16 protein-coding genes are annotated in these 17,262 nt (G+C 58.5%); 14 read left to right on the forward strand and 2 right to left on the reverse strand.

The genetic code is table 11. From position 1 onward, the window contains the following. Positions 1-221: 221 nt before the first annotated feature. From J2X15_RS20850 to J2X15_RS20910, 13 genes are all read left to right on the forward strand, one after another. The gene (locus J2X15_RS20850; RefSeq protein WP_310346869.1) at positions 222-2,366 is read left to right on the forward strand and encodes a peptidase domain-containing ABC transporter; all 2,145 of its coding nucleotides are present in this window, start codon (positions 222-224) and stop codon (positions 2,364-2,366) included. Next, on the forward strand, positions 2,363-3,721 hold the full coding sequence (locus tag J2X15_RS20855) for an HlyD family type I secretion periplasmic adaptor subunit (protein WP_310346872.1): 1,359 nt from the start codon (positions 2,363-2,365) through the stop codon (positions 3,719-3,721). Before J2X15_RS20850 ends, J2X15_RS20855 begins: the two co-directional genes overlap by 4 nt. Positions 3,722-3,942: 221 nt before the next feature. Further along, the gene (locus tag J2X15_RS20860) at positions 3,943-5,097 is read left to right on the forward strand and encodes a glycosyltransferase (protein ID WP_310346874.1); all 1,155 of its coding nucleotides are present in this window, start codon (positions 3,943-3,945) and stop codon (positions 5,095-5,097) included. 17 nt (positions 5,098-5,114) lie between these two features. Continuing rightward, a complete protein-coding gene (locus J2X15_RS20865; protein WP_310346877.1) occupies positions 5,115-5,981 on the forward strand; it encodes an O-fucosyltransferase family protein in 867 nt (288 codons plus the stop codon). A 32-nt stretch (positions 5,982-6,013) separates the two neighbouring features. Continuing rightward, a complete protein-coding gene (rfbF, locus tag J2X15_RS20870; RefSeq protein ID WP_310346880.1) occupies positions 6,014-6,787 on the forward strand; it encodes a glucose-1-phosphate cytidylyltransferase in 774 nt (257 codons plus the stop codon). Continuing rightward, complete coding sequence (gene rfbG / locus J2X15_RS20875) at positions 6,748-7,863, forward strand: CDP-glucose 4,6-dehydratase (RefSeq protein ID WP_310346884.1); 1,116 nt, start codon at positions 6,748-6,750, stop codon at positions 7,861-7,863. The genes rfbF and rfbG overlap by 40 nt, the downstream gene beginning before the upstream one ends. Next, the gene (gene rfbC, locus J2X15_RS20880) at positions 7,860-8,420 is read left to right on the forward strand and encodes a dTDP-4-dehydrorhamnose 3,5-epimerase (protein ID WP_310346886.1); all 561 of its coding nucleotides are present in this window, start codon (positions 7,860-7,862) and stop codon (positions 8,418-8,420) included. Before rfbG ends, rfbC begins: the two co-directional genes overlap by 4 nt. Further along, positions 8,417-9,640 carry a methyltransferase domain-containing protein gene (locus tag J2X15_RS20885; protein ID WP_310346888.1) on the forward strand — a complete coding sequence of 408 codons (1,224 nt, stop codon included), beginning with the start codon at positions 8,417-8,419 and terminating at the stop codon, positions 9,638-9,640. The genes rfbC and J2X15_RS20885 overlap by 4 nt, the downstream gene beginning before the upstream one ends. Beyond that, positions 9,637-10,746, forward strand: coding sequence for a DegT/DnrJ/EryC1/StrS family aminotransferase (locus tag J2X15_RS20890; protein WP_310346891.1), 1,110 nt, complete (start codon positions 9,637-9,639; stop codon positions 10,744-10,746). The genes J2X15_RS20885 and J2X15_RS20890 overlap by 4 nt, the downstream gene beginning before the upstream one ends. After that, positions 10,724-11,404 (forward strand): NeuD/PglB/VioB family sugar acetyltransferase, encoded by a 681-nt coding sequence (locus tag J2X15_RS20895; protein ID WP_310346894.1) that lies wholly within the window; start codon positions 10,724-10,726, stop codon positions 11,402-11,404. The genes J2X15_RS20890 and J2X15_RS20895 overlap by 23 nt, the downstream gene beginning before the upstream one ends. After that, complete coding sequence (locus J2X15_RS20900) at positions 11,397-12,149, forward strand: cephalosporin hydroxylase family protein (protein ID WP_409034319.1); 753 nt, start codon at positions 11,397-11,399, stop codon at positions 12,147-12,149. Before J2X15_RS20895 ends, J2X15_RS20900 begins: the two co-directional genes overlap by 8 nt. Positions 12,150-12,165: 16 nt before the next feature. Continuing rightward, positions 12,166-13,161: a glycosyltransferase family 2 protein gene (locus J2X15_RS20905; RefSeq protein ID WP_310346897.1), complete on the forward strand. Its 996-nt coding sequence runs from the start codon at positions 12,166-12,168 to the stop codon at positions 13,159-13,161. Between the two features lie 29 nt (positions 13,162-13,190). Next, entirely contained in the window at positions 13,191-14,153 is a 963-nt protein-coding gene (locus J2X15_RS20910) for a glycosyltransferase family 2 protein (protein WP_310346900.1), read from the forward strand. On the opposite strand, the gene J2X15_RS20915 is transcribed toward J2X15_RS20910, so the two are convergent. Both J2X15_RS20915 and fliE read right to left on the reverse strand, forming a co-directional pair. Further along, positions 14,143-14,958, reverse strand: a complete 816-nt coding sequence (locus J2X15_RS20915; protein WP_310346902.1) for a class I SAM-dependent methyltransferase — start codon at positions 14,956-14,958, stop codon at positions 14,143-14,145. The two genes, J2X15_RS20910 and J2X15_RS20915, sit on opposite strands and share 11 nt — an antisense overlap. A gap of 108 nt (positions 14,959-15,066) precedes the next feature. Continuing rightward, entirely contained in the window at positions 15,067-15,384 is a 318-nt protein-coding gene (fliE, locus tag J2X15_RS20920) for a flagellar hook-basal body complex protein FliE (protein ID WP_310346905.1), read from the reverse strand. Between the two features lie 177 nt (positions 15,385-15,561). On the opposite strand from fliE, the gene fliF reads away from it, so the two are divergent. Beyond that, complete coding sequence (gene fliF, locus J2X15_RS20925; protein WP_310346908.1) at positions 15,562-17,256, forward strand: flagellar basal-body MS-ring/collar protein FliF; 1,695 nt, start codon at positions 15,562-15,564, stop codon at positions 17,254-17,256. The last annotated feature ends 6 nt before the right edge of the window (positions 17,257-17,262 follow it).

A 17,262-nucleotide genomic window follows, 5' to 3' on the forward strand; every position in this document is an offset into this window, starting at 1 on the left:
ATGAAACAGTTCGATGTGAATGGAACTGCGATGGGTAGCCCGTCACTGGGGGTGCCGACCACGACATCCTTGAAACTCACCGGCATTCAGGACCCGCAGGCTGGGGATATGCTGCTCGCTGGTCGCGATTCAAAATAGCGGCAATTCTTGCCCCAATTGAGGGGTTTACGCCGGCAGTGCCATGTTGAAATAGTTGATCCCAAGTTGGGCTATCAACAACAATGGCAGATCGCTTTCCTCATACGACCATTCAGTGCTTGGCCGCAGTTGCGCAGCACCACCGGTTGCCCATCAACCCTGAGCGTCTCATCGAAGACTACGCTCTGGCGGGGGAAGAACCGTCCGTTGCCACGGTACTGCGTATTGCTGCAGACATCGGGCTGAAAGCGCGGGTAGACAAACTAAGCTGGGATTCCTTGCTGGCACAAGGAGGCGTTTTCCCCGTGATTGCCAGAATGGGCGACGGCAATTGCGTCATTGTCATGGCGGCGACCCCTAATGAGGGTGGGCAAGTCGCCATCCTGAACCCGCTGGCGGACAATCCCACCGCGGTACTTATGGTGGGGCGAGAGAAGTTCTGCGCCCAGTGGCAGGGTGAAGTGTTCTTTATGAAGCGAATCTTCGCTTCTGCAGAGGTGAGTCAGCCATTCGGGTTTAGGTGGTTCATTCCTGAAATTCTGAAGCAAAAGACAGCGTTTCGCGATATCGCGCTGGCTGCCATGGCCATGCACATCCTCGCCCTGGCATCCCCCATGTTTTTCCAGTTGGTGATCGACAAAGTGCTTGTCCACCAAAGTATCTCCACGCTCTGGGTGCTTGGCGTTGGCGTAGTGATTGCATTGGTTTTCGACTCATTGCTTGGGTTTTTGCGGCAGATTCTGACCATCTCCGCGTCGAACAAAATTGATATGCGGTTGACGCGCAGAACCTTTGCACACCTGCTGTCACTGCCCATCGATTATTTTGAGACCACCACTGCTGGGGTCGTGACGCGCTACATGCAACAGGTGGAGCGTATACGAGCCTTTCTGACAGGTCGGATGTTCTTTACTGCATTGGATGCCACTTCACTGCTCATTTTCTTGCCGATCCTGTTTGCCTACTCGGTCAAGTTGGCGCTGATCACCTTGGTATTCACCTTGATGATTGCAGGAGTGGTGATGGCCATGGTGCCCATCTTTCAGCGTCGTCTCAATGACCTCAACACTGCGGAAGGTCAGCGGCAATCCATGCTGGTGGAGACTATCCACGGTATGCGTACGGTCAAAGCTTTGGCCATCGAGCCGGCACAACGTCGTTTGTGGGATCAGCGATCTGCACAGTCAATCAACATGCACTTCCGGGTGGGCAAAGTAGCGATTACCGGAAACGCTATTACCGACTTTCTGGGGAAATTGTTGCCCGTCGTGATCATCGTCATCGGAACACAACAAGTGTTTGATCAGACTCTGTCGGTCGGCGCCTTGATCGGGTTTCAAATGATTTCCGGCCGCGTTATTTCCCCACTGCTGGCCATTGTGTCGCTGGTGAACGAGTACCAGGAGGTGGCGCTGTCGGTGCGTATGCTGGGCGAAGTTATGAATCGACCCTCCGAGGGGCGAGCTGGCGCAGGCGGGTTGCGCCCGGAACTGGCCGGGGAGATTTCGTTCGACGATGTGACTTTCAGGTACCCAGGTTCCAGTGTTACGGCGCTGGATCGCGCAAGTCTGACGATTCAGGCCGGTACGGTGGTTGGTATTGTGGGTCGAAGCGGCTCCGGTAAAACCACCCTCACCAAGCTAATCCAGGGCCTTTACAGCGTGCAGGAAGGCATAGTTCGTTTTGACAGGACGGATGCCCGCGAAATTGAGCTCGCACATTTGCGCCGTCAGATCGGCGTAGTACTGCAAGAGAACTTCCTGTTCCGTGGCACGGTGCGCGAGAACATCGCGGCCGCGAAACCGGAGGCTCCGTTCGAGGAAATCGTGGCGGCGGCAGACGCCGCGGGCGCCGCGGAGTTCATTGAGCGCCTGCCCCAAGGCTACAACACCATGTTGGAAGAAAATGCTTCCAACCTGTCAGGGGGGCAAAAGCAACGGCTATCGATCGCACGCACGCTGCTTACCAAACCCCGAATTCTGATTCTGGACGAGGCGGCCAGCGCACTGGATCCTGAAAGTGAATCCATTTTCATCAACAATTTGTCGCGCATCGCCGTGGGACGGACCGTGATCATGATTTCCCACCGGCTCTCTACCTTGGTGAACGCCAACGCGATCCTGGTGATGCAGCATGGCAAGTTGATGGATAGCGGTCGCCACCAGGAGCTGCTGACCCGTTGCCAGACCTACCAGCAGCTCTGGAACCAACAGACGAGCCACCTATGAGCAAGTGGTTCTCCAGTGACAAGCCGAAAGCTTCCAAGGGGAAGACGGCGATTGAGTACTTGCCGGATGCGGATGAGCTGGAGAGGAGCCCTGTGCCCCGCTGGGCCCAAGTGACCTTGCGGGTGCTGCTGCTGGGTGTGATTTCTTTCGCGGTGTGGGCATCGGTTTCTGAGCTGGACCAGGTCGTGGTCGCACGGGGTGGTCTGGTCAACCCCTTGCCCAACGTGGTGGTTCAGCCGCTGGAGACTTCCATCATTCAGAGCGTGGATGTGCGGATTGGCCAACTGGTGAAGAAAGGGGACGCCCTTGCGACCCTGGACGCCACCTTCATCCAGGCGGATGAGAATGTGTTGCAGCTCCGGCTGGACAGCCTGGAAACCCAGGCCAAAGGTCTGGAGGAAGAACTTTCGGGCCAGGTGGCGGAGAAGCCCAAGACGGGCAGCACCGCGGATGACCAGTTACAGGCCAACCTGCTGACAGAACGCCGTGCCAACTACAAGGCCCAGCAGTTGAAGATTGCCGAGTCCGTTGGTAGATTGCGCGCGGCGCTGGCGACCAATCGTCGGGATCAGAAGCTGGCGGCGGCCCGCCTTGCGTCCCTCAAGAACATTGAGACCATGCAAGAAAAGATGGTGGCGCAGAAGTTTGGCGCGCCCATTCAACTCATGGAGGCGCAAATCAAGAGCAAGGAAGTGGAGCGCGACCTGGAGTCCGTTGCCAATCGGGAGCAAGAGATCGTTCGGGAGCTGGCCGCAGCGGAGGCCGAGAAGACGGCCTTTGAAAAAGGCTGGCGCCAAAAGACCATGGAAGACCTGCTGAACGTCACGCGTGAGCGGGATGCCGTTCGCGAGCAAATTCAGAAAGCCGACAAACGCCGCCGACTCGTCACGTTGACTGCGCCTGTGGATGCGGTGGTACTGGACATTGCCAAACTCTCACCCGGGTCCATCGTGCGTGAAGCGGAGACATTTTTCACCTTGGTGCCCTTGAACGCCAAGTTGGAAGCGGAGGTCCAAATCGACTCCGCCGATATCGGGTATGTCAAGGTCGGGGATGAGGCCAAGCTCAAGCTGGATGCATTTCCGTTTCAGCGCCACGGCACTTTGAGCGCCAAAATCCGGACGCTCAGTGAAGATGCCTTCCGCCGGGACAGTTCCGCCAAGAGCAATGGCGACGTCTACTATATGGCGCGCATCACGTTGGACGGCGCGGCACTCAAGAACATGTTAGACAGCGCCAGGTTGCTGCCTGGAATGACCGTGACGGCGGAGGTGATTGTGGGCAAGCGCACGGTGATGTCTTACTTAGCATGGCCACTGACCAAAGGCCTGGGCGAAGCCGCTCGCGAGCCTTGAGGTGCACCACCCTTAGCATCGCTTTGGCGGGTATGTTAGGCCACGGTCGGTTGAATAACATTCGCTTTACCCGGCAAATCCGTGCAGTGCCATCCGAGGGGCACAGTAGGATGGCCATATGCAGTTTCCGCGCGACGGGTCGCTATTTGCTATACATTGCATAGCTGTTGGCGCATATTCGACGGGGGCTAGAGCCCAATTTCATTACTAATTAGCAGCACATGAACGCATCGCGAAAAACACTGGTTGTAGAAGGCTGGCGTGGTATCAACCACTCGTTTGCCTTGGTCAACCAGTTTCAGCTGCTAGAAATGATCCGTCGGCAGGACACCGATTTGCGGCATATCGATGCCCCTTTCCACTACCCGCACTGGAATCGCACGGTGAATGGCGCCGGATTCCATGCCGCCGATGAGGCTGCACTCTCCAGCATTCCCCTGGCCCAGGTTGGGGATGTGGCGGACTGGCAGTTCCGCATCTTCTCTCCCGTGGACTTGCGCCCGGCGCAACAGGGGCGCCGGCTGGCTGTTTTTGCGGTGACCGAGTGCGGGCTGGATGCGAAGTACTTTGCCCCTGGCAGCGATGTTGCGCAGTTTGAAGCCAGCGGAGGCGTGGTTGTCACACCCAGCCAGTGGTCGCGCGACCGCATCATTGAGTTTGGTCTCCAACCTGCCACCGTGCACGTGGTGCCCCATGGCGCCAGCAGCGACTACTTCAGGCCCCTGGCGGCAGACGCCAATGCGGCCCAGCGGGCGGCATTGGGGTTTCGGCCGGATGAGGTGCTGTTGCTGAACATTGGCGCTGCGATTTGGAACAAGGGCATTGATGTGCTGCTCAAGGGATTTGCCCTGGCTCGCCAGACGCGCAAGGACCTGCGCCTGGTCTTCAAGGACCAGCGCAATACTTACGGCATTTCGGGTGAGAGCTTTGTGCAGTCCACCCTGGCGGCGGCCGGCTTGCTGTCCAATGACGTGCTCAATGCCATCACCCTGATCCCGGCCAACCTGACGATGGACCAGATGAACAGCATGTACAACGTGTGTGACTGCTATGTATCGCCGTACCGGGCCGAGGGATTCAATCTGCCGGTGTATGAGGCCATGGTCTGCAACGTGCCCGTGATCGTGACCGAGGGCGGTGCCACGGACGACTTCGCCCACGGGCCCGGTGCCCGCAAGATACGTTCCACCATGTACCGCAATGCCCTGGTGCAAGACCGGCACGTGGCAGGCTACTGCGAGCCTGATCTCGACCACTTGGTGGAATTGTTGGTGCAAACGAACGCCAAGACAACCGCTGCAAACGGCCTGGTGCCACGACCCTCGATTCACGACTGGCGTGTCCCGGTAGACCAACTCCTGAACCTGATGCATTAACAGAAATGCCCTCGACCATGCGCTCTATCCATATTTACTGCGACGGTGGCTTTGGTAACCGGTTCAATGGCCTCGTGGCCGGTCTGGCCATTGCCGAGCTGGCGGGGCTGCATCCCGTCGTCGTCTGGCCTTGCAACAACTGGTGCGGTGCCTCTTACGATGAGTTGTTTGCTACGCCAGCCCAGGTGGTGGAGAGAGAGCTCTCATCCTATGCACCGGAAAAAGACAAGTTTCTGTTCTTCACCATCGAAGACCATCTAGGCATGGGTTTTCCCTTCCAGTCACCGTTGCAGATGCCCAGCCTGGACGGCGCGCTGGACTATCTGCGCTCCAGCGACAAGGATGTGCACTTCCACACACCACTGATTCCAGCCTTTCTGGAAGCCGCTGTGGTACACGCCCAGGTGCGCAAGTTGCAGTTTCAGCCTGCCCTGGTAGCCCAGGCCCAGGCGTTCATGGAAAGCCGCAACCTATCCGAGTACTTCGGCATTCACATCCGCAAAACCGACTTTGGCAGCAACGGTTCGGACGATACCAACCTCTACCAATTGGTGCGGGATGTGCCGCACAAGCAGTTCTTTGTCTGCTCCGACGACAAGGATGTGGAGCAGCGCTTCGGCGCCTTGCCCAATGTGGTGATGTACCCCAAGCGTGCCTATGTCGAAAAATTGGTGGATGGCACCTGGAACACGCCTACGGCCGATCACAGTGGGCGGGTGTATGCCTGCAACGTGAACCGCAATGCCATCAGTGTGGAAGACGCACTGATTGACCTGCTGGTACTGTCCCATTCGCAAATTGTCAGCACGTCCAACAGTACATTTCGCAATACCGCGTTGTTGTTGCAGTCGGTACGGCGTGCTATGGCCGCAGTGCCGTCTTGATCCTGATACAAAAGCGCTGAAAAGGAGACGCAATGAAAGCAGTGCTATTGGCCGGTGGCCTGGGCAGCCGGATTTCCGAAGAAACCCACTTGAAGCCCAAGCCCATGGTGCTCATCGGTGGCAAGCCCATCTTGTGGCACATCATGAAAATGTATTCGTCGCACGGTGTCAACGAGTTCGTCATCTGCTGCGGCTACAAGGGCTATGTGATCAAGGAATACTTTGCTAACTACTTCCTGCACATGTCCGACGTGACCTTCGACATGGCGGACAACCGGATGGAAGTGCACCAGCATAAGGCCGAGCCGTGGCGCGTCACGCTGGTGGACACTGGCGAGGAGACGCTAACCGGCGGACGCCTTAAGCGGGTAGCCAGCTACATTGAAAAAGAAGAAGCATTCTGCTTCACGTACGGCGATGGGGTTAGCGATGTGAACATTGGGGCTTCCATTGCGTTTCACCGCAAGCATGGAAAGCTGGCCACTGTGACGGCAGTGCAGCCTCCTGGCCGCTATGGTGCACTCAACCGCGAGGGTGATCAGGTTACGGGCTTTACGGAGAAGCCCCGTGGCGATGGGGGCCTCATTAATGGCGGATTTTTTGTACTGTCTCCCAAATGCCTGGACTTTATTGACGGCGACACCAGTAGCTGGGAAGGCGAACCCCTGGTTGAGCTGGCCAAGCGGGGCGAGATGATGGCGTTCGAGCACGAAGGCTTTTGGCAGCCCATGGACACGTTGCGCGAGAAGAATTTGCTGGAAGACCTATGGGCGACGGGAAAGGCGCCCTGGAAGTCCTGGCAATGACGCAACTGGCCAATCCCGACCCGTCCTTCTGGCACGGCAAGCGCGTGCTGCTCACGGGCCACACCGGCTTCAAAGGCGCCTGGCTGGCGCTGTGGCTGCAGCGCTTGGGCGCCCAGGTGGTGGGCCTGGCTCTGCCACCGGCTACCGTACCCAGCCTGTTCGAGCTCGCGCAGATTGCCAGCAGCTGCCAAAGCCATTTGGGCGATATCCGCGATGCTGCAGCGCTGGCCGCCTTAGTGCAACGCAGCCAGCCCGATATAGTGCTTCACCTTGCCGCACAAGCGCTGGTGCGCGCGAGCTATCGGGATCCTGTGTCTACCTTTGCAACCAATGTGATGGGCACCGTGCACACACTGGAAGCGCTGCGCACCGTGGATTCGGTGCGTGCCGTGGTGGTGGTCACCACCGACAAGGTGTACCAGAACCTGGAGCACTCCTTTCCCTACCGCGAAAGCGATGCCTTGGGCGGACATGACCCCTACAGCGCCAGCAAGGCTGCGTCTGAAATAGCAATCGCGAGTTACCGCGCGTCCTTTTTGGCCGAGCGCCAGGTGGCGGTGGCCTCGGCGCGCGCCGGCAATGTGATTGGCGGCGGCGACTGGTCTGAGGACCGGCTCATCCCCGATGCGATTCGTGCCTGGGATGCGGGGCAAGCCCTGCAGATTCGCCGCCCCCAGGCCGTGCGGCCTTGGCAGCATGTGCTCGAACCTCTGTGCGGCTACCTGCGGCTGGCGGAGCAGCTGGTGGCGCAGCCGGCCCTGGCCGGCGCCTACAACTTTGGCCCGCAGACCCACGAAGCCGCCACCGTGCGCGACGTGGTGCAACTGGCCCAACACACGTATAGACGTGGCGAGGTGGCTTGGGGCGATGGTAGCGAAGGCCCACATGAAGCCGGCTGGCTCGCGCTCGAAGTAGCCAAGGCCCGCACCCAGCTTGGCGTGGCGCCACGGTGGACTCTAGCCCAGACCGTGCAGCGCACCATGGATTGGTACCGCCGCTGCGGCAGCGGCACCAATGCGGCGGCGGCTTGCACGGACGACATCGTAGCTTTCGAGGCTGCGGCGGGCACTCCATGAGCCGCTTCACGCGCACCGAGACCCCCTTGGCCGGCCTGCTGTGCCTGGAGCGTCAGGTGCTGGGCGACGCGCGCGGTTTTCTCACACGCCTGTTTTGTGCAGAAGAACTGGCCGATGCCGGCTGGACCGGCGCCGTAGCCCAGGTCAACCACACCTATACCGCCCAGCGGGGCGTGGTGCGGGGCCTGCATTTCCAGCACCCGCCGCATGCCGAGACCAAGCTGGTCACATGCATACGCGGCGCCGTGTGGGATGTGGCTGTGGATGTGCGTGCCGGCTCGCCCACCTTTTTGCAGTGGCATGCGGTCGAGCTCTCGGCGCAGAACCACCGCTCGCTGCTGATTCCGCAGGGCTTTGCGCACGGTTTTCAGACGCTGACGGAAGACTGCGAAATGGTCTACCTGCATTCGGCTCCCTATGTGGCGCAGGCCGAGGCAGGCCTGTCAGCACAGGACCCGCGCCTGGCCATCGTCTGGCCGCTTCCGATTGCCGAACTCTCCCCCCGTGATGCCCAGCATCCCCTGCTCAACGCTTTGTTTAAAGGTTTGACGCTATGAAATGCCGTCACTGCGCCACCCCGCTGGAACACACGTTTCTGGATCTTGGTTTTGCCCCACCGTCCAACGCCTACCTGAAGGCCACCGACTTGGTGAAGCCCGAAAAATACTACCCACTGAAGGTCAAGGTCTGCGCCCATTGCTGGTTGGTGCAGACGGAGGACTACGCCCAGGCGGACGAACTCTTCAGCGCCGAGTACGCCTACTTCTCCAGCACGTCCACCGGGTGGCTGGACCACGCAGCACGCTACGTGGCTCAAATGACGCAGCAATTGCAGCTGCGCGCTTCGAGTCTGGTGATAGAGGTGGCTTCCAATGATGGTTACCTGCTGAAGAACTTTGTTGCAGCCGGCATTCCGTGCTTAGGCATTGAGCCCACCGCCAGCACTGCCGATGCCGCCGAAGCGCTCGGCATCCCCGTACTGCGTGAATTTTTCGGGGAAGCGTTGGGCAAGAAGCTCGCCTCACAGGGGCAGCAGGCCGACCTGATTGCTGGCAACAACGTGTACGCCCACGTGCCAGACATTAACGACTTCACGCGCGGCTTGACGGCAGCGCTCAAGCCCGGCGGCACAGTGACACTGGAGTTTCCGCACCTGCTACAACTGCTGGCGCAGACCCAGTTCGACACGGTCTACCACGAGCACTTCTCTTACTTGTCGCTCTATACCGTGGAGCGCATCTTCCGCGCCGCCGGCCTGCGCGTCTGGCATGTGGAGCGCCTGCCCACACATGGCGGCAGCCTGCGTGTTTACGGCTGCCATGCCGCCGACGTCCGCACCAGCACATCCGCCGTGGCAGCGATACTAGAAGAAGAACAGAGTCAGGGCCTACAGCACTTGGCCACTTACCAGTCCTTCCAGGCCCGCGCAGACGGTGTGAAGAACGCGCTGCTGGCTTTTTTGATTGAGCAAAAGCGCCTGAATAAAACCGTGGCCGCCTATGGCGCTGCGGCCAAAGGCAACACGCTGCTGAACTACGGCGGCGTCAAGCCAGACCTGCTGCCCTTTGTCTGCGATGCCGCTGTGGCCAAGCAGGGCCAGTACATGCCAGGCAGCCATATCCCCATCCTGCCGCCTTCCGCACTGCTGGAAAATCGGCCTGATTATGTGCTGATCCTTCCTTGGAATATCGCTGCAGAGGTACGTACCCAGAACGCCGCGCTGGCAGAGTTGGGTACCCTATTTGTCACGGCGGTGCCGCACCTGGAGGTTGTATGAATGCCCGTATCCTCTATACCAAGCCTTCGATCACCGCGCTGGAGGTCGAGTACGCCACCGATGCTGCGGCGAATGGCTGGGGTGATCGCTGCTATGACTACATCAACCGCTTTGAGGCGGAGTTCAAAGGGCATCTTGGCGTAGGCTATGCCATAGCTACTTCCAGCTGCACTGGTGCACTGCATATGGGGATGGCCGCATTGGGCGTGGGTCCTGGCGATGAGGTAATCCTGGCGGATACCAACTGGATTGCTACTGCCTCGCCCATCGTGCACTTGGGCGCAACACCGGTGTTTGTGGACATCCTCCCTGACACTTGGTGTCTGGACCCAGCCCAAGTCGAGAAGGCAATCACTCCACGGACCAAAGCTATTGTTGCTGTGCACCTGTATGGCAATCTGTGTGACATGGACCGGTTGTTAGCGATTGGGGCGCGGCACGGCATTCCCGTGATCGAGGATGCCGCCGAGGCCATAGGCTCGGTTTTCCACGGCAAACGGGCGGGTTCCATGGGGGCGTTTGGTGCGTTTTCCTTTCATGGGACCAAGACGCTCACCACCGGGGAAGGCGGCATTTTCGTGACCAACGACGCTGCCCTCTTCGAAAAGGTTCTGACCTTGAGCAACCACGGTCGCGCACGCGGACAAACCAAGCAGTTTTGGCCTGATGTGCTGGGGTTCAAGTACAAGATGTCCAATATCCAGGCCGCCATAGGCTGTGCCCAATTGGTGCGTGTAGACGAGCTGATTGCTGTCAAGCGAAAGATCTATAGGCAGTACTGCGAACGTCTGGGCGGGTTGCAGGGGGTCAGGTTGAACCCGGAATTCCCCGGTGTCACTATTGGCGCCTGGATGCCTACAGTCGTGCTGGACCAAGATAAAGGTATTTCCCGTGAGCAATTGCAGGCAGCATTTCAGGCTGACAACATTGACGCCCGGGTGTTTTTTCACCCCCTCTCGTCCTTGCCCATGTTCACTCCTTGTTCCACCAACCGAACTGCATGGGATATCCCTACGCGTGCCATCAACCTTCCCAGTTTTCACGATATCTCTCCGGCCGAAATCGACCGTGTAGCGACGGTGATTGAAAGATGCTGCCGTGCGTGACTTGGCTGGTCGCTTTGTCCTGTGGGGCAGTGCAGGGCACGCCAAGGTTCTGGCGGACGTCATTGGGCTTCATCAGGGACAGGTTGTGGCCTTGTTTGACAATAATCCGCACGCCCAGTCGTGCCTGAAGGACGTTCCGCTTTACCTTGGTCTGGCGGGCCTGGATGCGTGGTTGAAAGCACAAATCTCTATAGAGGGTCTGTATGCAGGGGTCGCCATCGGTGGCGCACGCGGGCGGGATCGCCTGATGATTGCACAGTCACTACAGGATGCGGGATTGCTGTTACCGTTGCTGGCGCACCCCCGCGCCTCGATATCGCCCACTGCACAGATAGGTCAGGGCAGCCAAGTGTTGGCCAACGCGGTCGTGGCGGCTGACGTGGTGATGGGAAAGGCATGCATTGTGAACAACAATGCCAATGTCGACCACGAGTGTGTATTGGGAGATGGTGTTCATATTGCGCCCGGTGCGGTGCTGTGTGGCTGCGTCACCGTTGAAGAGAACACCATGGTTGGTGCCCGTGCGGTGGTTTTGCCACGACTTCGCATTGGAAGGAATGTCGTGGTCGGTGCTGGTGCGGTCGTCACGCGTGACGTGCCAGATGATTCTGTGGTTGTCGGCAATCCGGCAAGATTACTTGGAGCTAAAAATGATTGAGACTGATTCGATTGCGCTGATGGCGAAGGACGCCGCACTGGGACAAGAGGCCAACAAGCTGCTGAACCGTCTGTGTGAGTACAAGTACTCCTACCATTTTGACTGGATGGGACGCCCTATCATTCAGTTCCCGCAGGACATGGTGGCCATGCAGGAGCTGATTTGGGCTGTCAAACCGGACTTGATTATTGAGACGGGCATTGCCCATGGCGGGTCCCTGATTTTTAGCGCATCGATGTTGGCCCAACTGGATCTATGCGAGGCGATTGAAGCGGGCACCATGCTGGACCCCCGCAAATCCAAACGCAAGGTGCTGGGCATTGACATTGATATCCGCGAGCACAACCGTAAGGCCATCGAGGCTCATCCCATGGCCTCGCGTATTCAGATGGTGCAGGGTTCCAGTATTGACGCGGGCATCGTCAAACAGGTCCATGACATTGCAGCCCAGTACTCGAGGGTGCTGGTGTGCTTGGATAGCAATCACACGCACGCCCATGTGCTGGCAGAGTTGCAGGCCTATGCGCCCCTGACTTCCAAGGGCAGCTACTGCGTGGTGTTCGACACCGTGGTGGAAGACATGCCCAAAGAAATGTTCCCAGATCGTCCCTGGGGACCAGGTGACAATCCGAAGACTGCTGTCTGGGAATACCTCAAGGGCAACCCCGGTTTTGAGATTGACAAGACCATCCAGGACAAATTGCAGCTTACGGTGGCCCCGGACGGATACCTGCGTCGGCTCTGATCCCGGATACGCACGTATGAGCAAGATTGCCGTATTTATCCCAGTGCACAACGAGGAGGCCTACATCGAGAAAACGGTGACCAGCATCCTTGCGCAAGACTATGCAGACTTTGACCTGCTCATCTCGGAAAACCACTCCACCGATGGGACGCTGGCCAAGTTGCGTACTTTGGAGGCACGGGACAGCCGGGTGAAAGTGCTGCGCCCGAGGGAAAAGCTCAATTCCTATGGCAATTTTTGCTTTCTGGCGAACGAGGTGAATCATGGGGACTACTTCGCCAGCATGATGCTCGGCGGGCACGACTTGTTGTCCCACAACGTGTTCTCCAGCAGCGTGAAGCATTTGAAAGACAAGCCATCTTGCGCCATCGCCTACCAGCGAAACTCGTTCGAGATTGACGAGCAGGACACCGTGACCCGGCGCTGGCCCGTGTGCCACGAGTCTGGGTATATGAACGGCACTTTCGACGCGATTCTCACGCTGATTACCTTGATGTACAACACGCCTATTTTTGGGCTATGGCGCCAGTCGGTGCGAAAGAGCGTGTTGTATCGCCACCCCTGTGTCGGCGGTGATCACCTGTATGTGGCCGAGGCGGCCATTCATGGATCCATCACGCCAATCGATGATGCGCACATGTACCTGCGCCGGGCCCCCCCCAGTGCCAATTATCTGGAAAAGCACTTTACGGCGGCGGCTGGGGATGAGGCCGCTGCCAATGACATGTATGTGCAGCTGGCATGGCTGTCCGACATCATTGACCAGTCCACCCAAGGGCAGCCCTCGATCGCGCAGGAACTGTTCAGGACCAGTGCCTTCTCGCTCTACCTGCTGCGCTACAACCACCATTTCGCCACCTTTCAGTCCACGCTCAACGCGTTTGCCGCACAACCGGGGGTGAGTGGTCTGATCCAGGGCCAGATGAGCTTGGGGGCCATGCTCAAAGACCTGCTAAAGACCAAGGCGCAGCAGCGGCAGGATGCACGGGCCTCCCTTTCTACATCGCAGTGATACCTACTATGCAACGAGTCGCATTTTGGATGCCTATCTACAACGAGGCCAAGCACCTCGCCCGTACCCTTGAAACGGTGTTGGCACAGACACACCAGGCGGTGGATCTGATCATTTCGGACAATCACTCTACCGATGGGTCGGGCGAAATTGTGGCCCGCTTCATGGCTACGCACCCCAATATCCAGCTCTGGTCTCCGCCGGAGCATTGCACGGCGCTGGATCACGCGCTCTTCATGTGGGCCAAACTAAAGGCGCTGGACCACGACTTTTTCATTCATATCGGCGGGCACGACTGGATTGATCCACACTATGTGGAGTTGTTGCTGCGTGCCAAAAATGTAAATCCCAGCGCCTCGCTAGTATGTGGCAAAGGTGTGGCGCTGACCAAAGCCGATGAGGTGTTGGGGGAGTACGCGGGCAAGACACCGCAGCTTGTGGGCCAGTACAAATCCTTCAACCCTTTCAGCATCATCACGCTAACCTCCAGCAACGTGGCTATCCACGGCCTGATGCCGGCATCCATCGTCCGCAGTGTGGACTTCCGCTACAAATGCCCGGCTCTGGACGTGATGTTCATTGCCGAGGTGTCCACGTATGGCGACGTGATTTACGTTCCGGACGCGGTGTTTTACCAGCGCATCTCCGGTACCAGTACGGCTGGGTACCTGGATAAGCACATGGGCCTGTCAGAGACAGACTCTGCGGCTATGGTACGCATCATGAACATGCAGTTTCAATACGTCAGCGAAGTGGCGGACCTTGCATGTGTGAATCTACCGCTCCAGTTTCGCCCGGCCTACAAGGCGGCGTTGATGACCGCTTATTTTGTGAAATGGTGCGCACCTGACTATGCCAATGGAACGTTGCCCCATATTGGTGGACTGGTGGAAAAATTCCTGGCGGACATGGCGAAAACTGGTCAAGACATGGAGCAGGGTCTGAGCCACTTTTTCGCCCAGCCGATTGCTGGGAACACTGCTACGGCTTGACTGCGAAAAAAGTATGGGAGTGGAAGCGGTTGTGCAGCCCACCGGTCTGACCGTCTTCGACCACCTCCAGCACGTCCATCCCGTGTTTCCTGAAGAGTTGCAAGATGTGCTTCATGGGTAGGCAATGCAGGCTCCAGGATTCAAACGCCTCGGTGTCCAGGGCCAAGTGGTGGCCAATTTGATAGGCATATCCGGGGTTGAAGGTTGCTGTTTGAAAGAAGGCTACTCCTCCGGGGACGATATTGCCAAGAATGCTGTCGAGCAAGAAGTACTGTACAGGCGGCGGGTTGTGCTGCAGCACGATAATGGACACAAAAGCGTCAATGTCTTTGACCGCTGTCACATGTTCGGGTGATTGCAGCAGCAGCGCTTCTACATTGTGCGCACTAGCGTCCTGCACATGTTTTTTGCAAACTTCCAGATTGCCTGGAGATATATCGGCAGCGACGACGTGGTTGAACAGCTGAGACAAGGGCTTGGTGATGCGACCGACGCCACAGCCCAATTCCAAACACTTGCCCTTGGTCAATGTCACCTGGTTGCGTTCGGCGACCACATGCAGTCTTCGCACCACTTCGTTGCCTGAGGCCTCCAGGATGTGCATGTTTTGCTGGATGTTTTCCTTGAGGAACTGTTCATCGGAGAGAACTGAGGCAAAGGGCTCACTCTCGCCATACCCGGTCCATTGGGTTTGGATGCGATCGAACAGCGCTCGGTGTTCCTCGGGAGTCATGGCTACTTGAACCGCACGTCCCTCATGGTCAAAGCTGGTGTCGAGGAAGTTTTGAATCACATTCTCTGCCATGGGGGTGTCTCCGGGAAAGGTGATTTGCTATGTAATTTATAGCTCCTCCCGCATATTCCACGAGGGCTAGAGCCTTGTTTTATATCAAAATCAGGCGAAAGATCCAATTCAGACCTGCATGTTCATGATGTCGGTATACGCCTGCACCATGCGGTTGCGCACGTGCAGCGTGGCCTGGAAGCCAATCTGGGCTTTCTGGATGGCCACCATGGTTTCTTCCAGGCTCACCTTGGGGTTTTCCATCTGCACTTCCTGCTGCAGGCGGGTGGATTCGTTCTGGGCTGCGCTGACTGAGCTCAGCGCGCTTTTGAGTGCCCCTGAGAAGCTACCGCCCACCCCTTCCGACGCGGTCGAGGCCGCAGGCCGCACCCCGGTGTTGGGGCGGATCGTGGTGGGCATTGATACGGGGTTGAGTTTGAGGTCCATGCTGCTTCTCCCTGGGGGGATTGGGGTGCAGCGATCCTATAACTGGGGGTGACGCGCCATTATTTTGAATTGGTGGGTAAAGCGGGTGCTTATCGTCCTAATGTTTTCGGGGGTGGGTCGAATAATCAAGCCCATTCAAGAGGCCAACTTGCGCCCCAACGAGCTGGAAATACCCACATGCCTGCAGTCGCCACCATTCCCGTGAACCCCACCATAGGCCAGCGCCTTGCTGCCTTGGACCAGGGGCAACGGCTGCGCCTGGCGCTGGGGATTGTGCTGTTTGTGGCCATTGGTGTGATCGGACTGGTGATGGGGCGACAAGCCGAATGGCGCGTGCTCTATTCCAACTTGGCAGACAAGGACGGCGGCGCCGTCATCTCGCAGCTCACGACACTCAACATCCCCTACAAATACACCGAAGGCGGCGGCTCCATCCTGGTGCCCGCTGACCGGGTCCATGATGTGCGCCTGAAACTCGCATCCCTGGGCTTGCCCAAAGGGTCGGTCAATGGCTTTGAGATGATGGAAGCCAACCGCTTCGGCATGACACAGTTCCAGGAACGCTTGACCTTTCAACGCGGCCTGGAAGGTGAGCTCACTCGCTCCATCCAGGCTTTGTCTTCCGTGTCCAGCGCCCGCGTGCATTTGGCGTTGCCCAACCAGAACGGCTTCTTCCGTGAACAGCAAAAACCCTCTGCTTCCGTGCTGCTGAGCCTGCACCCAGGCCGCACACTGGACCGCACGCAGCTCGCTGGTATCGTGCACCTGGTCGCATCCAGCGTGCCGGAGATGAACCCCTCCGCAGTTAGTGTGCTGGATGACACGGGCAAGCTGCTGTCGCAGACCGAAGGCGGCGGGCTCGCCGGCGTGGACGCCGAGCAGTTGCAATATGTGCAACAAATAGAGCAGCTCTACAGCCGCCGTATTCTCGATATGCTGGAGCCTCTGGTGGGCAAGCAAAACGTCAAGGCCCAAGTCACTGCGGAGCTGGATTTCTCCCAGACCGAATCCACCACCGAATCGCACAAGCCTAACCAGACCCCCGACAGCGGCGCCGTGCGCAGCCAGCAACTGGTGGAGAGCACCAACGGTTCCCAGTCCGGCGCGCCCTCTGGCGTGCCCGGTGCCACCACCAACCAGCCGCCTGCCCAACCCTCGGCCCCTATCAACGGCCAGGCCCAAACCGTGGCTGCCAGTGGGCAGTCGGGTTCAGGCCCAGGGGCGGGTGCCTCGTCCAAGAAAGAGTCCATCATCAATTACGAGGTGGACAAGACTGTGCGCGTGGTCAAGGGTGCAACCGGTGTGATCAAGCGCATCAATGCTGCGGTGGTGGTGAACAACCAGAACGCTACAGACGACAAGGGCAAGACTACCAGCACGCCATTGACCGAAGCGCAGATTCAAAAAATGACGGCGCTGGTGCGCGAGACCGTGGGCTTTAACCAGGAGCGTGGTGACTCGGTGAATGTGGTGAACGCCGCTTTTGCCGCTGACAAGGTGGACACGACCGACATTCCGCTGTGGCGCCAGCCTGAAGTGGTGGATCTGGCCCGCAGCATGGCCTGGCCCCTGGGTACTCTGGGTCTCGCTGCCTTGGTCTTGCTGGGTGTCATTCGTCCCGCCATGAAGTCGTTGGCCCAGCCTCCGCGCGGCGCCGATATCGATCTTGACCGTTCCGGGCAGTTGGATGCCCTGGAGGCCGACCAGCCGGATCGTCCGCAATTGACGGGCTACGGCACCACGTCTACCGACCCGACACAGGCCACGGCGGCCGAACAGCGCCTCGAAGACGCCCGCAAGCTCACCCGCGACAACCCTGCGGCGGTGGCCAATATTGTCAAAGCATGGATGAGCGGAGAAGCACCGGCCTGACGGGCG

Origin of the sequence: Rhodoferax saidenbachensis (assembly GCF_031457975.1) — a bacterium.
GTDB lineage: Bacteria > Pseudomonadota > Gammaproteobacteria > Burkholderiales > Burkholderiaceae_C > Allorhodoferax > Allorhodoferax saidenbachensis_A.